Origin of the sequence: Amycolatopsis melonis (assembly GCF_040064235.1) — a bacterium.
GTDB classification, from domain to species: domain Bacteria; phylum Actinomycetota; class Actinomycetes; order Mycobacteriales; family Pseudonocardiaceae; genus Amycolatopsis; species Amycolatopsis melonis.
Map to the genome: position 1 here is coordinate 372,970 of NZ_JBDZYD010000001.1, position 18,132 is coordinate 391,101.

General features: G+C 71.4%; 15 protein-coding genes. 6 read left to right on the forward strand and 9 right to left on the reverse strand.

From position 1 onward, the window contains the following. Positions 1-631: 631 nt before the first annotated feature. The 5 genes from gap (at position 632) to ABJI51_RS01755 (ending at position 4,449) form a co-directional block, all read left to right on the forward strand. A complete protein-coding gene (gap, locus tag ABJI51_RS01735; RefSeq protein WP_348947078.1) occupies positions 632-1,636 on the forward strand; it encodes a type I glyceraldehyde-3-phosphate dehydrogenase in 1,005 nt (334 codons plus the stop codon). Positions 1,637-1,641: 5 nt separating this feature from the next. Next, on the forward strand, positions 1,642-2,856 hold the full coding sequence (locus tag ABJI51_RS01740; RefSeq protein WP_348947079.1) for a phosphoglycerate kinase: 1,215 nt from the start codon (positions 1,642-1,644) through the stop codon (positions 2,854-2,856). After that, positions 2,856-3,641, forward strand: a complete 786-nt coding sequence (gene tpiA, locus ABJI51_RS01745; protein ID WP_348947080.1) for a triose-phosphate isomerase — start codon at positions 2,856-2,858, stop codon at positions 3,639-3,641. The genes ABJI51_RS01740 and tpiA overlap by 1 nt, the downstream gene beginning before the upstream one ends. 127 nt (positions 3,642-3,768) lie before the next feature. After that, positions 3,769-3,999, forward strand: coding sequence for a preprotein translocase subunit SecG (secG, locus tag ABJI51_RS01750; RefSeq protein ID WP_003071471.1), 231 nt, complete (start codon positions 3,769-3,771; stop codon positions 3,997-3,999). Positions 4,000-4,104: 105 nt separating this feature from the next. Further along, positions 4,105-4,449, forward strand: a complete 345-nt coding sequence (locus ABJI51_RS01755) for an RNA polymerase-binding protein RbpA (RefSeq protein WP_043788280.1) — start codon at positions 4,105-4,107, stop codon at positions 4,447-4,449. A 263-nt stretch (positions 4,450-4,712) separates the two neighbouring features. Here ABJI51_RS01755 and ABJI51_RS01760 read toward each other — a convergent pair whose 3' ends face one another. Next, on the reverse strand, positions 4,713-5,912 hold the full coding sequence (locus tag ABJI51_RS01760; protein WP_348947081.1) for a sensor histidine kinase: 1,200 nt from the start codon (positions 5,910-5,912) through the stop codon (positions 4,713-4,715). 276 nt (positions 5,913-6,188) lie between these two features. After that, entirely contained in the window at positions 6,189-7,259 is a 1,071-nt protein-coding gene (locus ABJI51_RS01765) for an FAD-dependent oxidoreductase (RefSeq protein ID WP_348947082.1), read from the reverse strand. Positions 7,260-7,328: 69 nt separating this feature from the next. Between ABJI51_RS01765 and ABJI51_RS01770 the strand changes: the two genes are divergently transcribed. Beyond that, positions 7,329-7,889 carry a TetR/AcrR family transcriptional regulator gene (locus ABJI51_RS01770; protein ID WP_348947083.1) on the forward strand — a complete coding sequence of 187 codons (561 nt, stop codon included), beginning with the start codon at positions 7,329-7,331 and terminating at the stop codon, positions 7,887-7,889. Positions 7,890-8,182: 293 nt separating this feature from the next. Here ABJI51_RS01770 and ABJI51_RS01775 read toward each other — a convergent pair whose 3' ends face one another. From ABJI51_RS01775 to tkt, 7 genes are all read right to left on the reverse strand, one after another. Continuing rightward, on the reverse strand, positions 8,183-9,688 hold the full coding sequence (locus ABJI51_RS01775) for a hypothetical protein (RefSeq protein WP_348947085.1): 1,506 nt from the start codon (positions 9,686-9,688) through the stop codon (positions 8,183-8,185). Between the two features lie 117 nt (positions 9,689-9,805). Next, positions 9,806-10,585, reverse strand: coding sequence for a 6-phosphogluconolactonase (pgl, locus tag ABJI51_RS01780; RefSeq protein ID WP_348947087.1), 780 nt, complete (start codon positions 10,583-10,585; stop codon positions 9,806-9,808). After that, positions 10,582-11,640 (reverse strand): glucose-6-phosphate dehydrogenase assembly protein OpcA, encoded by a 1,059-nt coding sequence (opcA, locus tag ABJI51_RS01785; protein ID WP_348947089.1) that lies wholly within the window; start codon positions 11,638-11,640, stop codon positions 10,582-10,584. The genes pgl and opcA overlap by 4 nt, the downstream gene beginning before the upstream one ends. Beyond that, entirely contained in the window at positions 11,637-13,163 is a 1,527-nt protein-coding gene (zwf, locus tag ABJI51_RS01790) for a glucose-6-phosphate dehydrogenase (protein WP_348947090.1), read from the reverse strand. The genes opcA and zwf overlap by 4 nt, the downstream gene beginning before the upstream one ends. Then, complete coding sequence (locus ABJI51_RS01795; protein ID WP_348947091.1) at positions 13,160-14,782, reverse strand: glucose-6-phosphate isomerase; 1,623 nt, start codon at positions 14,780-14,782, stop codon at positions 13,160-13,162. Before ABJI51_RS01795 ends, zwf begins: the two co-directional genes overlap by 4 nt. Positions 14,783-14,790: 8 nt before the next feature. Next, complete coding sequence (gene tal / locus ABJI51_RS01800) at positions 14,791-15,903, reverse strand: transaldolase (protein WP_348947093.1); 1,113 nt, start codon at positions 15,901-15,903, stop codon at positions 14,791-14,793. Between the two features lie 16 nt (positions 15,904-15,919). Then, entirely contained in the window at positions 15,920-18,025 is a 2,106-nt protein-coding gene (tkt, locus tag ABJI51_RS01805; RefSeq protein ID WP_348947094.1) for a transketolase, read from the reverse strand. Positions 18,026-18,132: the final 107 nt, after the last annotated feature.

The window sequence follows — 18,132 nt, forward strand, 5'->3', positions numbered from 1 at the left end:
TGCGTTGGATGCACCGAAGGCCGCCTTGGGTGCGCTGGACGCACCGAAGGCCACATTGGGTGCATTGCCGCGCCCGGAACCTCCGGCCTGGCGGCCGGACAGGCGATCAAGGACATCGCCGGGGCCGCCTCGGCGGCGCATCGGGGCCCGGAATCGCGGCCTGGATCGGTCGGGCCACCGCCGTCACACCAACGGTTCCGACCCCACCCACTCTTCCGGGTCGCCCACCCCACCCGGGCGGGCGCACCCTGCCCTGGATCGGTCGAGTCACCGACCTCACGCCCGCCGTCCCGAGCCCGCCGCCGCACCGCCGGAAGCCCGCCACACCCTGAATCGGTCAAGCCCGGATTCCCAGCCCACCACAAGCCCTCACCGGAGCCCCGTCGCACCCCGCACTCCCAGCCGGAACCGGTCCCGGCGCCCCTTCCTCCCCACTCCGCCCCGCGGCCGTGGTCCACCCGCAGGACACCCCCGGTAGCAGCCCCGCTTCTTAATCGATTCTTGACCCGTTCGCCAAGTGGTGGAAGTCTCGTCAGGGCAGTCAGGGTCGCGCATGCCCGCACGCTAGGGTGGCCGCGAGCCCGCAAGTCACGGCCGGGAGTGCCGGCCGACCCTCAAAGGAGTGGCAGCAGTGACCGTTCGCGTAGGTGTCAACGGCTTCGGCCGCATCGGCCGCAACTTCTTCCGCGCCGTGCAGGCCAGCGGCCACGACATCGAGGTCGTCGCGTTCAACGACCTCGGCGACGTCGCCACGATGGCCCACCTGCTGAAGTACGACTCCATCCTGGGCCGGTTCCCGGGTGAGGTCAGCGTCAGCGACGAGGGCATCGTCGTCGACGGCAAGACCATCAAGGCCCTCGCCGAGCGCGACCCGGCCAACCTGCCCTGGGGCGACCTGGGTGTCGACGTCGTCCTCGAGTCGACCGGCTTCTTCACCAACGCCGACGCCGCCAAGGCGCACATCGCCGGTGGGGCCAAGAAGGTCATCATCTCCGCGCCCGCCAAGGGCGAGGACCTGACCGTCGTCCTCGGCGTCAACGACGACAAGTACGACGGCTCGCAGGTCATCATCTCGAACGCCTCCTGCACCACCAACTGCCTCGGCCCGCTGGCCAAGGTCCTCAACGACGCCTTCGGCATCGAGCAGGGCCTGATGACCACGGTCCACGCCTACACGCAGGACCAGAACCTGCAGGACGCGCCGCACAAGGACCTGCGCCGCGCCCGCGCCGCCGCGCTGAGCGTCGTGCCGACTTCGACCGGTGCCGCGAAGGCCATCGGCCTGGTGCTGCCGGAGCTGCAGGGCAAGCTGGACGGCTACGCGCTGCGCGTGCCGGTCCCGACCGGCTCGGCCACCGACCTCACCGTGACGCTGTCCAAGACCGCCACCGTCGAGGAGATCAACGCCGCCTACAAGGCCGCCGCCGAGGGCCCGCTGGCCGGCATCCTGCGCTACTCGGACGACCCGATCGTCTCGGCCGACATCGTCACCGACCCGGCGTCCTGCATCTACGACGCGCCGCTGACCAAGGTCATCGGCAACCAGGTCAAGGTCGTCGGCTGGTACGACAACGAGTGGGGCTACTCCAACCGCCTCGCCGACCTGGTCAAGCTCGTCGGTTCGAAGCTCGCCTGAGCCCGATGAGCGTCAAGAACCTCGACGACCTGCTGGGCGAGGGCGTTCAGGGCCGGTACGTACTCGTGCGTTCCGACCTGAACGTCCCGCTCGACGGGGACCGCATCACCGACGACGGCCGGGTCCGCGCCGCGCTGCCGACGATCAAGAAGCTCGCCGACGCGGGCGCCAAGGTCGTCGTCACCGCGCACCTCGGCCGCCCGAAGGGCGAGCCGGACCCGAAGTACACGCTCGCGCCGGTCGCCAAGCGGCTTTCGGAGCTGCTCGGCGCCGAGGTCGCGCTGGCCGGTGACCTGGTCGGCGAGTCCGCCAAGGCGCTGACGTCCGGCCTGGACGGCGGCAGCGTGGTCCTGCTGGAGAACGTGCGCTTCGACGCGCGCGAGACCAGCAAGGACGCCGCGGACCGTGCCGAGCTGGCCGCCGAGCTGGGCGCGCTCGTCCCGGGCGGCGCGTTCGTCTCCGACGGCTTCGGCGTCGTGCACCGCAAGCAGGCCTCGGTCTACGAGGTCGCCTCGGTGCTCCCGGCGTACGCGGGCGGCCTGGTGCTGGCCGAGCTGGACGTGCTGAAGAAGCTGACCGACGACGTCAAGCGGCCCTACGTGGTCGTGCTCGGCGGCGCGAAGGTGTCCGACAAGCTCGGCGTCATCGCGAACCTGCTGACCAAGGTCGACCGGCTGATCGTCGGCGGCGGCATGGCATACACGTTCCTCAAGGCCCAGGGGCACGAGGTCGGCCAGTCGCTGCTGCAGGAGGACCAGCTCGACCAGGTCAAGGGCTTCCTCGCCGAGGCCGAGAAGCGCGGCGTCGAACTGGTCCTGCCGGTCGACGTGCTGGCCGCGACCGGGTTCTCGGCCGACGCCGAGCACGAAGCCGTCGACGCCACCGCGATCCCGGCCGACCGCCAGGGTCTCGACATCGGCCCGCGCAGCCGCGAGCTGTTCGCGGGCAAGCTGGCCGACGCGGCGACGGTGTTCTGGAACGGCCCGATGGGCGTGTTCGAGTTCGAGGCGTTCTCCGGCGGCACCCGCGCGGTGGCCGAGGCGCTCGTCAAGAGCGACGCGTTCACCGTGGTCGGCGGCGGCGACTCGGCGGCCGCGGTGCGGCAGCTGGGCCTGCCCGAGGACGGCTTCTCGCACATCTCCACCGGCGGCGGTGCCTCGCTCGAGTACCTCGAAGGCAAGGAACTGCCGGGCGTGACCGCCCTGGAGGGACAGAACTAGTGGCACGCAAGCCGTTCATCGCCGGCAACTGGAAGATGAACCAGAACCACCTCGAGGCGATCGCGCTGGTGCAGAAGATCGCCTTCGCGCTGCCGGAGAAGTACTACGCGAAGGTCGACGTGGCGGTGCTGCCGCCGTTCACCGACATCCGCAGCGTGCAGACCCTGGTCGACGGCGACAAGCTGTCGCTCACCTACGGCGCGCAGGACCTCTCGCCGCACGACTCCGGTGCCTACACCGGGGACGTGTCGGGTCCGATGCTGGCCAAGCTGGGCTGCAGCTTCGTCACCGTCGGGCACTCGGAGCGCCGCGAGTACCACGGCGAGACCGACGAGCTGGTCAACAAGAAGGTCAAGGCCGCGCTCAAGCACGGCATCACGCCGATCCTCTGCATCGGGGAGAAGCTCGAGGTCCGCGAGGCCGGCGAGCACATCCACCACACCACGACGCAGCTGATCGAGGGCCTGAAGGGCCTCAAGGCCGAGCAGGTCAAGGACGTGGTGGTCGCGTACGAGCCGGTCTGGGCGATCGGCACGGGCAAGGTCGCGTCCTCCTCGGACGCCGAAGAGGTCTGCAAGGCCATCCGCGCCACCCTCCAGGAGAAGTACGGCGACGAGGTCGCTTCGTCCGTCCGGGTGCTCTATGGGGGATCGGTGAAGTCGGGCAACATCGGCGAGCTGGTGGCCTGCGACAACATCGACGGTGCCCTGGTCGGCGGAGCGAGCCTCGACGGCGAGGAGTTCACGAAACTCTGTGCGCTCGCCGCGGGCGGGCCGCTGCCCTGATCGAGGCCACGACCGGGTAACCTGTGTATCCGGTCCGTCACACAGCAGTGGACGAGTCCAGGGGTACGGTGGAGGTCGGAAACGACCATGCCGTACCCCTGCATTCTCCTAGAGCCCAGAGGATGACATGAAGCTGTTCCTGCAAATCCTGTTGATCGTCTCCAGCGTCCTGCTGGTCGTCGCCGTGCTGCTGCACCGCGGTCGCGGCGGTGGCCTTTCGTCGCTGTTCGGCGGCGGGATGCAGTCGAGCCTGGCCGGGTCGAGCGTGGCCGAGAAGAACCTCGACCGGATCACCCTCCTGCTGGGCGCGGTCTGGCTGATCAGCATCGTGGGCCTGGGTCTGCTGCTCAAGGTGTGACGCGTCCGGCGTCCCGCCGCGACCGCGACCGGGTCGGCCGGTGGGGCGCAGCGATTCGGCGTGCCTATTGGGGGGCGCGCCGCCGATTCCTAGGTGTGAGGATTCATGGTTGGCGGTAACGCGATTCGGGGCACCCGGGTGGGTGCCGGTCCTACGGGCGAATCGGAACGGGGGGAGTCGGCGCCGCGGCGCCGGATCTCCTACTGGTGTGCCAACGGGCACGAGGCCCGGCCGTCCTTCGCGCTCGACGCGGAAATTCCCGACGAGTGGGACTGCCCCCGCTGCGGGCTCCCGGGTGGGCAGGACGAGAAGAACCCGCCGGCCGCGCCGCGGACCGAGCCGTACAAGACGCACCTGGCCTACGTGAAGGAGCGGCGCAGCGACGCCGACGGCGAGGCCATCCTGGCGGAGGCGCTCGACCGCCTGCGCAAGCGCCGGGAAATCCTCTAGACGGATCCACCGAAAGCCACCCCGAGGGAAGCGGACTCCCTCAGGGTGGCTTTCGCGCGCGCTCGAACCGCCCCCACGCGTGACGGAACGGACGACACGCGTGATCAGACGGACGACACGCGTGATGGAAGGGACGACACGGCGCCAGAGGTCGTGTCGACCCTCTGATCACGCGTGTCGACCCTTGCGCACGGCACGAGCGGGCCCGGCCGGAACTGTCGGTCCCCGCCGGTAGGCTGGAAATCGGGGCTGCTCAGGCAGGGTCAGCGGTCCAGGGGGTAGCGGGCCCGGACGCGGAAGCCGCCGTCCTCGGTGTCCGACGTCTCGAAGCTGCCGCCGAGCAGGCGGGCTCGCTCGGCGAGGCCGGTCAGACCGTGGCCGCCCGACGGGAGGCCTTCGGCCGGGCGGCGGGCCCGCTCGTTGCGGACCTCGATCTTGAGCGCCCCGTGCTCACCCTGGATACGGATGGTCGCCGTCGCGCCAGGGGCGTGCTTGTGGACGTTCGTCAGGCACTCCTGGACCGTGCGGTACGCCGCCGCCGACACCTGGTTCGGCAGGGCCTCCGGCAGGTGCTCCACCGACAGGTGGACCGGGACCTCCGACGTCCGGATCAGCCGGTCGAGGTCGTTGATGCCGGGGCGCGGGCCGTCGTCGTCCGGGCCCGCGCGCAGCACGCTCAGCAGCGACCGCAGCTCCTCCAGCGTCCGCTTCGACAGCGTGCGGATGACCTGCGCCGTCTCTTGGGCGCGGTCGTCGGTCGTCTGGGCCTGCAGCGCGCCGGCCTGCATCGCGATCAGCGTGATCTGGTGGGACACGACGTCGTGCATCTCGCGGGCCAGCCGGGCACGTTCCTCGGCGCGGACGGCGTCGGCGTGGAAGCGGCGCTCGCGGTCGCGGCTGGTGGCCAGCTCGGCGAGCTTGTTCGCCAGTTCGGTCCGGGCGCCGATGAGCAGCCCGATCGCGATCGGCATGCCGGCGACGAGGACGCCGTAGATGCCGTCGAGGATGTGCTCGCGCCAGCTCAGCTCGGCGAAGTCCTCCAGTGGCCACTGCACGAACCGGCACGTCCACACGAGCGCGGCGCCGACCCACGTCTGCCAGTGCAGCTGACGGCGGGTGGCGAGCATGCCGAGGGTGATCATCGACGCGAGCTGCGCCCAGCCGGCCAGGAAGCCGGGGACCGCGACGAGCACGGCGAGGAACGGGAACTTCCGGCGGAAGACCACGGCGAGGCAGGCGGCGCCGGACAGGTAGATCGAGTACGGCTGGGCCTTCTCGGGGATGACCAGCCAGACGTCGAGCACGGCCAGGATGACCGCGGCCGCCTCGATGGCGAACGCGACCACAGCGGGGCGCGGCACGGAGCCGAACAGGCTCAGGCTGCGTTTCCGGACCCGCTCGGCGGCCGACGGCCCCGAGCCGGTGATCGAGATGCCGGGAATCGAGAGTCCCTCTGTACTCATCGCTGGCGACCCCATTCGTCTTGTGGACTTGTTGGTGAGAGGTGCTCAGGGCCCGATCGGGACGCGCAGCAGCGCACAAATGTGCGGATGCTAACGAGGTCGGGTGGGGCGACGGTTAGTTTCCCGCGTTTCCGGAGTACCGGCGTCCGGATTCCGCAGGAAGTTGCTCCGTTCGGGGGTGGGGAACGGGCAGAGTGCTACCGAGGCGACGGGTGCTGATCGCACCGGCTCATCGTGCCCCATCCCGGCCTGTCGCGGGAAGAACGGCCGCGGCTCCTACGCCGCGGCGTCGCGGCCTGCCGGGTGGTCGTCGCTCAGCAGGTGGTGCAGACCTTCGGCGCACCCTTTCGCCGTCTCGATCGACCGCGGGAGCATCCCGGCTTCGTACGCGAGGACGCCGTCGTCGAGTGCCGGGGCGGTGGCGATCGCGGTGGCCAGCTCGGTGCCGTCGAGCAGGGCGAGGTTCGCGCCGACGCCGAGCGGCGGCATCAGGTGCGCGGCGTCGCCGAGCAGGGTCAGGCCGGGCGTGTGCGTCCAGGCGTGCGGGACGGGCAGGACGAACAACGGCCGGTGCGTGATCTCGCCGTCGTGCTCGTGCAGGAACGCCAGCAGGTCCGGGTGCCAGCCGGCGTAGCGCTCGAGCAGGCCGGGGCGCTCGTCCTCGGCGGCGTAGTAGATGGCGTAGCAGCGGATGTGGCCGTTGCTGTTGCGCTGCGCGCAGAGTGCCCGGCGGCCCCTCTTCGCCATCATCGTGCCCTGGCCGGTGAGCGCGGCCAGCGCCGGGTGGCGGCGGTCGGCGTCGTCGAGGCCGAACTCGGCGAACGTGACCCCGCTGTAGCCGGGCCGGACGCCGGTGAGCGCGCGGCGGACGCGCGACCACGCGCCGTCGGCGCCGACGACCAGGTCGAACTCCTCGGTCGTGCCGTCGCCGAAGATGATCCGCGGGCCCTCGGTGACGTCCGCGACCGACCGTCCCCAGTGGACGGTCCCGGGAGTGAGCGAGCCGAGCAGGAGACCGCGCAGGTCGCCGCGGTCGATCTCGGGCCGGAACTCGGCGCCGTCCTCGGGGATCTCGTCGAGGATCACTTCGCAGGTGAGGGGATCGACGGCCCGCATCTGCTGGCCCTCGGGCCGGGCGAGGGCGCGGAACTCGTCGTGGAGACCGGCGGTGCGCAGGGCGGCCTGGCCGGTGTCGGCGTGCATGTCGAGGCTGCCGCCCTGGGGACGGGCGCCGGCGGCGGGTTCCTGTTCGAAGACGGTGACGTCGACGCCGTGGAGCTGGAGGACGCGGGCGCAGGCCAGGCCGCCGAGACCGGCGCCGGCGATGGCGATACGGGGTGAGGTCATGTCCTCAGAAAAGCACAGTGACTACGAGTGTGCAATGACTACACTTTTGGAGTGGGTTAAGCTTGCGGCATGACGGAAGTGACCGGACGCCGCGAGCGCAAGAAGGCGCAGACACGCAAGGCCCTCGCCGACGCGGCCCTCGAGCTGTTCCTCGAACGCGGCTACGACCAGGTCGGGGTGAAGGAGATCGCGGACGCGGCGGACGTCTCGGTGACGACGTTGTTCAAGCACTTCCCCAGCAAGGAAGCCCTGGTGTTCGACCAGGAGCCCGACATCGAGGCGGCACTGGTGGCGGCGGTCCGCGACCGGCCACCGGGCCGGACGATCGTGGCGGCGCTGCGCGAGCACATCCTGCTGGACGTGGCGGAAGTGCCGGACGAGGAGTTCCTCCGGCTGACCGAAAGCACCCCGGCCCTCCGCGAGTACGCGGGCCGGATGTGGATGCGCCACGAGACGGCGCTGGCCCGGGCGATCGCCGAGGAGACCGGCGCCCCGCAGGACGACGTGGCCTGCGCGGCACTGGCCCGGTTCGCACTGGCATCCCGTGAGCTGATCGCGGCCGCGGACGATCCCCGGCGGGCGGCGGAGGAGATCTTCGAACGCCTGGAGCGGGGCTGGTCGCCTGACTGAGCAGCCCCCGTTTTCCACGCTACCGGGGAGGGGCGACAGTTTTCGGAGCTGCCGGAGCTGCCGGAGCGGACCGCCGACCGGGAGCTGCCGGGAGGCGGCGGGCGCGGTCGGGGCCGCCGAGCACCGCGCCGGAAGCCGACTGCTGCCGGGAGCGCGGCCGCCCGCTCCGGGCGTCAGCCGGAACAGCTTGCCGGGCCCAACGGGGTCGCTGGGAGCTGCCGGGAGCCGGCCGCCGCGCCGGAGCCGCTTGCAGTGCGGGAGCCGGTCGCGGTCGGGGTTGCCCGCTCCGGGAGTCAGAACAGCTTGCCGAGTACCTCGTGGCAGGTGTTCACGGTCTGGGCGAGCTGCGCCGCGCCCTTGGCTGCCTCGACGACCGCCGCCCAGCCTGCCTTTGCCCGGCTGCGGTTGCGCTCGTTGGCCGGGTCGGCCGCCGCCTCCGCCAGGTCCTCCACGTGGTGCAGGACCTCCTGGCGCCGGCTGTCGGTCAGGTCCGGGTCGCGGCGGACCGCCTCGCCGAGTGCGCGGATCGCGTCCGCCAGGTCCGTGTCGCCGCGCTCGGTGACCGGGGCCAGGGTGGTCGTGATGCTGCCGATCGAGCTCTTGATGTTCACGTTGCCGTCGTTGCGGCCGACGACCACGGTGATCCGGTCGCCCGGCTGCCTGCCGGAATCCTGGGCGTACTTGTCCATCGCTGCGCGTACCTCCGTCAGATAACCGAGTGCTATGTCCACATAGGACAGGTAGATCCGGGCGTGCGCGGCCGGGGCGAGGTCGCTCGCGCTCCACCGGGCCACGGCTTCGAAGCCCGGGGTCGCCTTCGCGAGCCGGTCGCGGATCTCGCGCGTGACGAACCCGTCGAGGACGCCGCCGTCGAGCCGCCAGTCATGGCCGAACGGGCCCGGCCACTCGCCCGCCAGTGCCGCGTCGCGCTGGGCCGTGGCCCGGGCCAGGAACGCGTCGAGGTGGGCGGTCATCGCCTCGGCCGAGACGTCCTCGCGGAGCCTGGCCTCGCCGGGGCGGTGCACGGGTGGCGGCTCCGGCGGCGCGAGCGCCGGGAGACCGGCAGCGAGCGAGGTCAGCGCCGCGTGCAGGTCGGCGACGAAGGCCGGCCAGCGGTCCTTCGGGAGCACCGGGACCTCCAGCCCGTCACCGACCCACCGGTGGGTGCTGCGGAACTCGCCGAGCGTGTCCCGGAGCGGGCCGATCGTGTCGGTGAGCAGCCGCGCCGCGTCGTCGTGGACGCCCGACAGCAGTCTTTGGCGGGCCTCCGCCCAGGCCAGGATGCCGAGGACCCGGCCGAACGCGCCGCGGGTCAGCCGGGTGCCGTCCCGGACCGGGCCCCACTCGTGGCTGCCCCGTTCCCGGAACCGGCCCGGACGGCACCACCGGGCGGGATCGGAGCCCAGTGCGTCGGCGTGCGCGCGGGCTTCGGCCGCGACGCTCGCCGCGAGCCCGGCCACGGCCTCCCGGAGCCGCCGCCGGGCCCGCTCGGCTGTCCGCGGCCCGCGGCCGGCCGCGACCGGCGGGTCCAGCGGCTCCGGACGGCCGGGTTGCTTCTCCCGCTCGGCCTGTTCGGTCGCCCGGCGCCAGTCCGCGACCTCGGCGTGGACCGCGTCGCGGGCCTTCGCCTCGGTGATCCGCTTCTGCTCGGTACTTTTCGCCTCGTACTTCGACCACAGCCAGAAGCCGCCGGCGATCAGCGCAACCCAGACGCCGACGTTGAACACGCCGGTTGCCGCGTTGTCGACGTCGGAGTCCGCCGCCGCGGCGAGCAGCACGACGACCACGACGAGCGCCACCACACACCCCACGGGCACCCCCCTCCGTCCCGCCATGATGGCATCACCGGGCCGGTCCGGGCACGCAACGGCGAAGGCCCCCTCGGCACGAACCGAGGGGGCCTTCACCGACAGCACTCACGCCGTGGGCGGCTGGTACACCTTCGTCAGCTTGCCCGCCGCGGCGCGGTCGAGGAGCCACAGCGTCCGGCGGTGTCCGCGGGCTCCGGCCACCGGGAGCTGGACTTCGCCCGCGCCCGACAGGGCCAGCGCCACCGCGTCGGCCTTGGCTTCGCCCGCCGTCATCAGCCAGACGTCCCGGGCGCGCCGGATGGCCGGGAGGGTCAGGGAAATCCGCGTCGGCGGGGGCTTGGGGCAGTTGCGCACCGCCACCACCGACCGCTCCGTCTCGTAGACCGCGGGCGACTCCGGGAACACCGACGCGGTGTGCCCCTCGCCGCCGAGGCCCAGCAGCATGATGTCGAACGACGGCACGTCGCCGTGGTCCTCCGGGCCCGCGTTGGACGCCAGCACCTCGGCATACGCCGCGGCCGCCGCGTCCGGGTCGTCGCCGAACTCGCCGTCCGACGGCGCCATCACGTGTACGCGCTTCGGGTCCAGCGGGACGTGGTCCAGCAGCGCTTCGCGGGCCTGCTTCTCGTTCCGGTCGTCGGAATCCGCCGGCACGAACCGCTCGTCGCCCCAGTAGATGTCCAGCCGCGACCAGTCGATCGCGTCGCGGGCCGTCGACGCACGCAGCTCCGACAGCACCGCGATGCCCGTCCCGCCGCCGGTGAGCACCAGCGACGCCGAACCCTTGGCCGCCTGGACGTCCACCAGCCGCGTGACCAGCCGCGCGGCCGCCGCGGCCGCCAGCAGGTCCTGGTTCGCGTAGACGACCACCTCGGTCTTGCTCATGATTCGCTCTTCTTGCTGGTAGCGGCCTTCGCCTTCTTCGCAGCAGAAGCCGGAGCCGCAGCGGGTTCCGTGGCGGCGGCCGCGGCGGCAGGCGAGGTGACGTCGGCCTTCGGCGGCGCCGCCGGCTTGCCGTTCGTGCCGGAGGTGATCTTGCCCAGCCCGCGCAGGGCCGCTTCGTAGACCTCGTCCGGGTCGAGCCGGCGCAGCTCCTCGATCAGGCAGTCCTGGTTGTCCCGCCGCTGCAGGGCGATCCGCCGGGTCGGCTGGCCCGGCTGGGTCAGCGTGCCGACGCGCCCGTCCGGGCGGTGCAGCTCGACCGGGCCCGACCGGCGGTTCAGGGTCACCGAGATGATCCCGGCCGCGCCGGTGCTCTTGACCCGCTTCACCGGCACCTTGAGGTACTCGGCCAGCCAGGCGGCGAGCAGCTCGGTGGACGGCGAGTCCGCCTCGCCGGTCACGGTCGCGCCGGTGACCTTCTCGAACGGCGGCAGGTCCAGCGCCGACACCAGCTGCGCCCGCCAGCGGGTCAGCCGGGTCCACGCCAGGTCGGTGTCGCCCGCGGTGTAGGCCTTCGCACGCGTGGCCAGTGCCCGGACCGGGCTCTTCTCCGCGGCGGAGTCGGTGATCCGGCGCTGCGCCAGCTGGCCCAGCGGGTCCTGTGCCGGGTCCTTCGGGCCGGCACCGGGCCACCAGGTGACGATCGGCGCGTCCGGCAGCAGCAGCGGCACCACCGCGCTCTGGCCCTGCGAGGCCAGCGGGCCGTAGAGCCGCAGCACGATGACCTCGCTCGCGCCGGCGTCGCCGCCGACCCGGATCTGGCCGTCTATGCGCGGCGCCGCGGTGCGCGCGCCCTTGGCGACCACGATCACCCGCGACGGGTGCTCACGGCTCGCGCCGTTGGCCGCTTCGATGGCGTCTTCGAGGTTGGCGTCGTCGTCGGCCACGATCACCAGCGTCAGCACCCGCCCGAGCGCGACTTGCCCGCCCTGTTCGCGGATCTCCACCAGCTTCTTGTTCAGCGCCGAAGTCGTGGTGGACGGCAGGTCGATGATCACGGGCGCCTCCATTTCCGGCCGGTGCGCTCCAGCATTTCGTCGGCGGACGGCGGACCCCAGGTGCCCGGCGGGTACTGCTCGGGCGCGGTGCCCTGCTTGGCCCAGTGCTCGAGGATCGGGTCGAGGATCTTCCAGGACAGCTCGACCTCTTCGTTCACCGGGAACAGCGACGGCTCGCCGAGCAGGACGTCGAGGATCAGGCGTTCGTAGGCCTCGGGGGAGGACTCGGTGAACGCGTGCCCGTACCCGAAGTCCATCGTGACGTCGCGGACCTCCATCGTGGTCCCCGGCACCTTCGAGCCGAACCGCAGCGTGATGCCCTCGTCCGGCTGGACCCGGATGACCAGGGCGTTCTGCCCCAGCTCCTCGGTCGAGGTCGAGTCGAACGGCAGGTGCGGCGCCCGCTTGAACACCACGGCGATCTCGGTGACGCGGCGGCCGAGCCGCTTGCCGGTGCGCAGGTAGAACGGCACCCCGGCCCAGCGGCGGTTCTGCACCTCCAGGGTCACCGCGGCGTAGGTTTCGGTCTTGGAGTCCTTCGCGAAACCCTCTTCCTGGAGCAGGCCCGGCACCTTCGTGCCGCCCTGCCAGCCACCCGCGTACTGGCCGCGGGCGGTGGTCTCGCTCAGCGGCTCGACCGGCTTGACACCCGAGAGCACCTTGATCTTCTCCGCGCGCAGTGCCCGCGGCTCGAACGACAGCGGCTCCTCCATCGCGGTGAAGGCCAGCAGCTGCAGCAGGTGGTTCTGGATGACGTCGCGCGCGGCGCCGATGCCGTCGTAGTACCCCGCGCGGCCGCCGAGGCCGATGTCCTCGGCCATGGTGATCTGCACGTGGTCGACGAAGTTGGCGTTCCAGATCGGCTCGAACAGCTGGTTGGCGAAGCGCAGCGCCAGGATGTTCTGCACCGTCTCCTTGCCGAGGTAGTGGTCGATGCGGAACACCGACTCCTCGGGGAAGACGTCGTTGACGATCGCGTTCAGCTCTTCGGCGCTCTTCAGGTCGTGCCCGAACGGCTTCTCGATGACCACGCGCCGCCACGTCTTGTCGTCGGCGTTCGCCAGCCCGGACCGGGCCAGCTGCTTGGTCACCACCGGGAACGCGCTCGGCGGGATCGACAGGTAGAACGCGGTGTTGCCGCCGGTGCCGCGCTCCTCGTCGAGCTCCTTGACCGTCTGGGCGAGCCGGTCGAAGGCGTCGTCGTCGTCGAAGGTGCCCTGCACGAACCGGATGCCTTCGGCGAGCCGGTTCCACACCGACTCCTTGAACGGCGTCCGCGCGTGCTCCTTGACCGAGTCGTGCACGAGCTCGCCGAAGTCCTGGTGCTCCCAGTCGCGGCGGGCGAAGCCGACGAGCGAGAAGCCCGCGGGCAGCAGCCCGCGGTTGGCCAGGTCGTAGATGGCGGGCATCAGCTTCTTGCGGGCCAGGTCGCCGGTGACGCCGAAGATCACCAGGCTGGACGGCCCGGCGATCCGCGGGAGCCGCTTGTCCCGCGGATCGCGCAGCGGGTTCTTCCACGTCATGCGCCGGCCTCCTGTACCGCGCGGACGACGGCCGCGAGGCCCGCGGCCCGGTCGGTCAGGTGCAGGCGCAGCACCGGGCGGCCGTGCTCGGCGAGCACCTGCCCGTCGCCGAGGGCCTGCGCGTGCTGCAGCTGTCCCAGCGTGTACGGCCGGTCCGGCACGTCGAGGTCGTTCTCGACGGCCCCGGTCAGCTGCAGGAAGACGCCGTTCTGGTGGCCGCCCTTGTGGTACTGGCCGGTGGAGTGCAGGAACCGCGGGCCCCAGCCGAACGTCGTCTGCTTCCCGGTGCGCTTGGCGATCTCGCCGCGCAGCACCGCGGTCGACGCGTCGTCGAGGCGGTCGAGGTAGGCCTGCACGGCGATGTAGCCCGCGTCCGGCGCCGAAGCGAAGAACGCGCGCAGCACGTCGGTCAGGCTGCCGTCCGTCGAAACCCCGTCGCTGCCGAAGATCTCGACCGCGCCGTCCACATTGGACGCCGACTCGCCGCCCTTGAGCTTCTCCGGGTCGTCCAGCAGCGCGCGCGCCGCCTTCTTCGCCGCCTCGACGTCGGGCTGGTCGAACGGGTTGATCCCGATCAGCCGCCCGGCCAGTGCCGTGGCGAACTCCCAGAGCAGGAACTGCGCGCCGAGCGAGCCGGTGACGGCGATCTTCGCCGCCCCCTGCGCGCTGCCGACCGCGGTCGGCGTGGCGTCGTCCTTCGCGTCGGCGAACCCGGGTGCCTCCGGGCCCTCGACCGCGACCGGCAGCAGGCCGGTGCCCAGCTTGCCGGTGGACTCGGCGATCAGCTGCTCGGCCCAGTCCGGGAAGCCCTTGATGCCCGAGCCGGTGTCGGCCAGGACGACCTTCTCCGCGCCCGCCTCGTGCGCGGCGGCCCACGCGGCGGCCAGCTTGACCGCCGGGTTGGCCGCGTCGTCCGCGGCGAGGTCCTCGGCCACCGAGGCGGCCTGGTCCAGCAGCCGGGCGACGTCCGCGCCCGCCAGGCCCGCCGGGACCAGCCCGAACGCGGTCAGCGCCGAGTAGCGGCCGCCGACGTGCGGGTCGGCGAGGAAGACCTTGCGGTATCCCTCCTTTTCGGACAGTTCCTGCAGCGGCGAGCCGGGGTCGGTGACGACCACGATCCGCCGGGCCGCGTCGATCCCCGCGTCGGCGAACGCCTTGGCGAAGATCCGCCGGTGGCTGTCGGTCTCGACGGTGCCGCCGGACTTCGACGACACCACGATGACCGTGCGCTCCAGGTCGCCGGCGAGCGCGTCGGCGACCTGGCCGGGGTCGGTGGTGTCGAGCACGGTCAGCGCGACGCCCTCGGTCCCGGTGATCACCTCCGGCGCCAGCGACGAGCCACCCATGCCGGCCAGCACGACCCGGTCGACGCCCTCGGAGCGCAGCTCGGTCCGCAGGGCCTCGATCTCGCCGATCAGCGGCCGCGACGACTTGTGCAGCGTCGTCCACGACAGCCGGATCGACGCCTCGGGCTCGGCGTCCGGCCCCCAGAGCGTCGCGTCCTGCGCGGCCAGCTTCGAGGCGGCCTGGTCGGCGACCAGCCGGTCGACGAGGGGCGCAGCACGCTCCGCCAGTTCGGCGTCCACGATCTCGACGCCGGTCTTTTCCCCTGTCGTCATGTCGTGCTTCAGCCCTTCGCGTTCTCGAGCTGGCCCTTGACGGTTTCGAGCAGTTCGGTCCACGACTTCTCGAACTTCTCGACGCCTTCGTTCTCCAGCGTCAGGAAGACGTCGCGGATGTCGATGCCGACGGCTTCGAGCTTGTCGAAGACCTCCTGCGCCTCGGCGCCACGGCCGGTGACCTGGTCACCGGTGATCTCGGCGTGCTCGGCGACCGCGTCGAGGGTCTTCTCCGGCATGGTGTTGACGGTGTCGGCCACGACGAGCTGGTCGACGTAGAGCGTCGGGGAGTAGTCCGGGTTCTTCACGCCGGTCGACGCCCACAGCGGGCGCTGCGCGTTGGCGCCCTGCTCGGCGAGCTTCTTCCAGCGGTCGGAGGCGAACAGCTCCTCGTACGCCGCGTAGGCGAGCCGGGCGTTGGCGACGGCGGCCTTGCCGCGCAGGGCCTTGGCCTCGTCGGTGCCGATCGCCTCCAGGCGCTTGTCGATCTCGGTGTCCACCCGGGACACGAAGAACGACGCGACCGAGTGGATGCCCTTGAGGTCGTGGCCGTTGGCCTTCGCCTGCTCCAGGCCGGCGAAGAAGGCCTCGATGACCTTCTTGTACCGCTCGACGGAGAAGATCAGCGTGACGTTGACGCTGATGCCCTCGGCCAGGGTCCTGGTGATGGCGGGCAGGCCCTCTTCGGTGGCCGGGATCTTGATCAGCACGTTCGGCCGGTCCACGGTCTTCCACAGGTCCTGCGCCTCGGCCACCGTCTTCTCGGAGTCCTTGGCCAGCCGCGGGTCGACCTCGATGGAGACGCGGCCGTCGACGCCGTTGGTGGCGGTGTAGACGTCGCGGAACAGGTCGGCGGCGTTGCGGACGTCGGTGGTGGTCAGCTCCCGGATGGTCGCCTCGACGTCGGCGCCGCGGGCGGCCAGTTCCTTCGTCTGCTCGTCGTAGGCCTCGCCCTTCGACATCGCGTTGGCGAAGATCGTCGGGTTGGTCGTCACGCCCACGACGTGCTTGTCGCGGACCAGGCCGGCGAGGTTGCCGGTGTTCAGGCGTTCCCGCGAAAGGTCGTCCAGCCAGATGGAGACTCCGGCCTCGGACAGCTGCGCGAGCTTGTCGTTGCTCATTGCTGCGTCATCCCCTTCAGGAATTCTTGGTGTTGGCGATCGAGCGACGGGCGGCCTCGACGACGGCTTCCGCGGTGAACCCGAACTCACGGAACAGTGTGGCCGCGTCGGCCGACGCACCGAAGTGCTCGATCGAAACGTTCACCCCGGCGTCACCGGTGAAGCGGTGCCACGACTGGGCGACGCCCGCCTCGACGGACACGCGCGCCTTCACCGTCGGCGGGATGACCGCGTCCTTGTAGGACTGCTCCTGCGCGTCGAACCACTCGACGCACGGCATCGACACGACGCTCGTGGGCACGCCGTCGGCCTCCAGGGTCTTGCGGGCCTCGACGGCCAGCTGCACCTCGGACCCGGTGGCGATCAGCACCACCTCGGGCGCGCCGTTCGACGCCTCGGCGAGCACGTACCCGCCCTTCTTGACGCCTTCGGCGTTCGTGCCTTCGAGCACCGGCACGTTCTGGCGGGTCAGCGCCAGGCCGGACGGGTGCTCGGTGTCCTCCAGGATCGCCTTCCACGCGTAGGCGGTCTCGTTGGCGTCCGCCGGGCGGACGACGTTGAGGCCCGGGATCGCGCGGAGCGAGGAGAGCTGCTCGATCGGCTGGTGCGTCGGCCCGTCCTCGCCGAGGCCGATCGAGTCGTGCGTCCACACGTAGATGACCGGCGCCTTCATCAGCGCGGCCAGCCGGACCGGCGGGCGCATGTAGTCGGAGAAGATGAGGAACGTCGCGCCGTACGGGCGGGTGCCGCCGTGCAGCGCGATCCCGTTGAGGATCGAGCCCATGGCGTGCTCGCGGACGCCGAAGTGCAGCGTCCGGCCGTACGGGTTGGCCTGCCACATGTCGGTGGCGGCCTTCTCGGGACCGAACGAGTCGGCGCCCTTCATCGTCGTGTTGTTGCTCTCGGCCAGGTCGGCCGAGCCGCCCCACAGCTCCGGCAGCGGGTCGGCCAGCGCGCTCAGCACCTCACCGGAGGCCTTGCGGGTCGCGATGCCCTTGGCGTCCGGCTCCCACGTCGGCAGGTTGTCGGCGAAGCCCTCGGGCAGCGTGCGCGTGGCCAGCCGGTCCGCGAGCTTCTTGCGCTCCGGGTTGGCCGCGGCCCACGCGTCGTACTTCTCCTGCCACTCGGCGTGCGCGGCCTTGCCGCGGTCGAGCGCCTGGCGGGTGTGCTTGAGCACGTCGTCCTCGACCTGGAACGACTGCTCCGGGTCGAAGCCGAGGATCTCCTTGACCGCGGCGACCTCTTCGGCGCCCAGCGCGGCGCCGTGCGCCTTGCCGGTGCCCATCTTCTTCGGCGCCGGGTAGCCGATCACGGTCCGCAGCGCGATGAACGACGGGCGCTGCGTCTCGGCCTTGGCGGCCTTGATGGCCTCCTCGATCGCGACGACGTCCTCGCCGCCCTCGACGACCTGGGTGTGCCACCCGTAGGCCTCGTAGCGCGCGACGGTGTCCTCGGACAGCGCGATGTTGGTGTCGTCCTCGATCGAGATCTTGTTGTCGTCGTAGAAGACGATCAGGTTCCCCAGCTCCTGGCGGCCCGCGATGGACGAGGCCTCGGAGGTGACGCCCTCTTCGATGTCGCCGTCGGAGGCGATCACGTAGATGTAGTGGTCGAAGATGCTCTCGCCGGGCGCGGCGTCCGGGTCGAGCAGGCCGCGCTCGCGGCGGGCGGCCATCGCCATGCCCACGGCGTTGGCCAGGCCCTGGCCCAGCGGGCCGGTGGTGGTCTCGACGCCGTCGGTGTGCCGGTACTCCGGGTGACCGGGGGTCTTGGAGCCCCACTTGCGCAGCTGCTTGAGGTCCTCCAGCTCGAGGCCGTAGCCGGCGAGGAACAGCTGGATGTAGAGGGTCAGGCTGGAGTGCCCGGCCGACAGCACGAAGCGGTCGCGGCCCGCCCAGTGCTGGTCACTCGGGTCGTGGCGCATGGCGCGCTGGAACAGCGTGTAGGCCAGCGGCGCCAGGCTCATCGCGGTGCCGGGGTGGCCGCTGCCACAGTTCTCGACCGCGTCGGCCGCGAGCACCCGGACGGTGTCCACGGCGCGGGTGTCGGTGTCGGTCCAGTCGGCGGGCGTGTTGCGCCGGAGGAGTGGGTTGTTCTCGCTGGTAGGGGCGGTTTCGGACACTGAACTCCAACTCCCGGTCATGATGGTTGCGGCTGGTCTTCCTCGTTCCGGTTACCCGTGCGCGCGGCTACTTATCTCAATCGATCCCGAAGGGACGATATTCCTGC

Coding starts and splice junctions, on each gene's coding strand:
- secG (WP_003071471.1), top strand. CDS start 3,769: ATGAAGCTGTTCCTGCAAATCCTGTTGATCGTCTCCAGCGTCCTGCTG.
- pgl (WP_348947087.1), bottom strand. CDS start 10,585: ATGAGCAAGACCGAGGTGGTCGTCTACGCGAACCAGGACCTGCTGGCG.
- ABJI51_RS01765 (WP_348947082.1), bottom strand. CDS start 7,259: ATGACCTCACCCCGTATCGCCATCGCCGGCGCCGGTCTCGGCGGCCTG.
- ABJI51_RS01770 (WP_348947083.1), top strand. CDS start 7,329: ATGACGGAAGTGACCGGACGCCGCGAGCGCAAGAAGGCGCAGACACGC.
- ABJI51_RS01760 (WP_348947081.1), bottom strand. CDS start 5,912: ATGAGTACAGAGGGACTCTCGATTCCCGGCATCTCGATCACCGGCTCG.
- tal (WP_348947093.1), bottom strand. CDS start 15,903: ATGAGCAACGACAAGCTCGCGCAGCTGTCCGAGGCCGGAGTCTCCATC.
- zwf (WP_348947090.1), bottom strand. CDS start 13,163: ATGACGTGGAAGAACCCGCTGCGCGATCCGCGGGACAAGCGGCTCCCG.
- ABJI51_RS01795 (WP_348947091.1), bottom strand. CDS start 14,782: ATGACGACAGGGGAAAAGACCGGCGTCGAGATCGTGGACGCCGAACTG.
- ABJI51_RS01755 (WP_043788280.1), top strand. CDS start 4,105: ATGGTTGGCGGTAACGCGATTCGGGGCACCCGGGTGGGTGCCGGTCCT.
- ABJI51_RS01740 (WP_348947079.1), top strand. CDS start 1,642: ATGAGCGTCAAGAACCTCGACGACCTGCTGGGCGAGGGCGTTCAGGGC.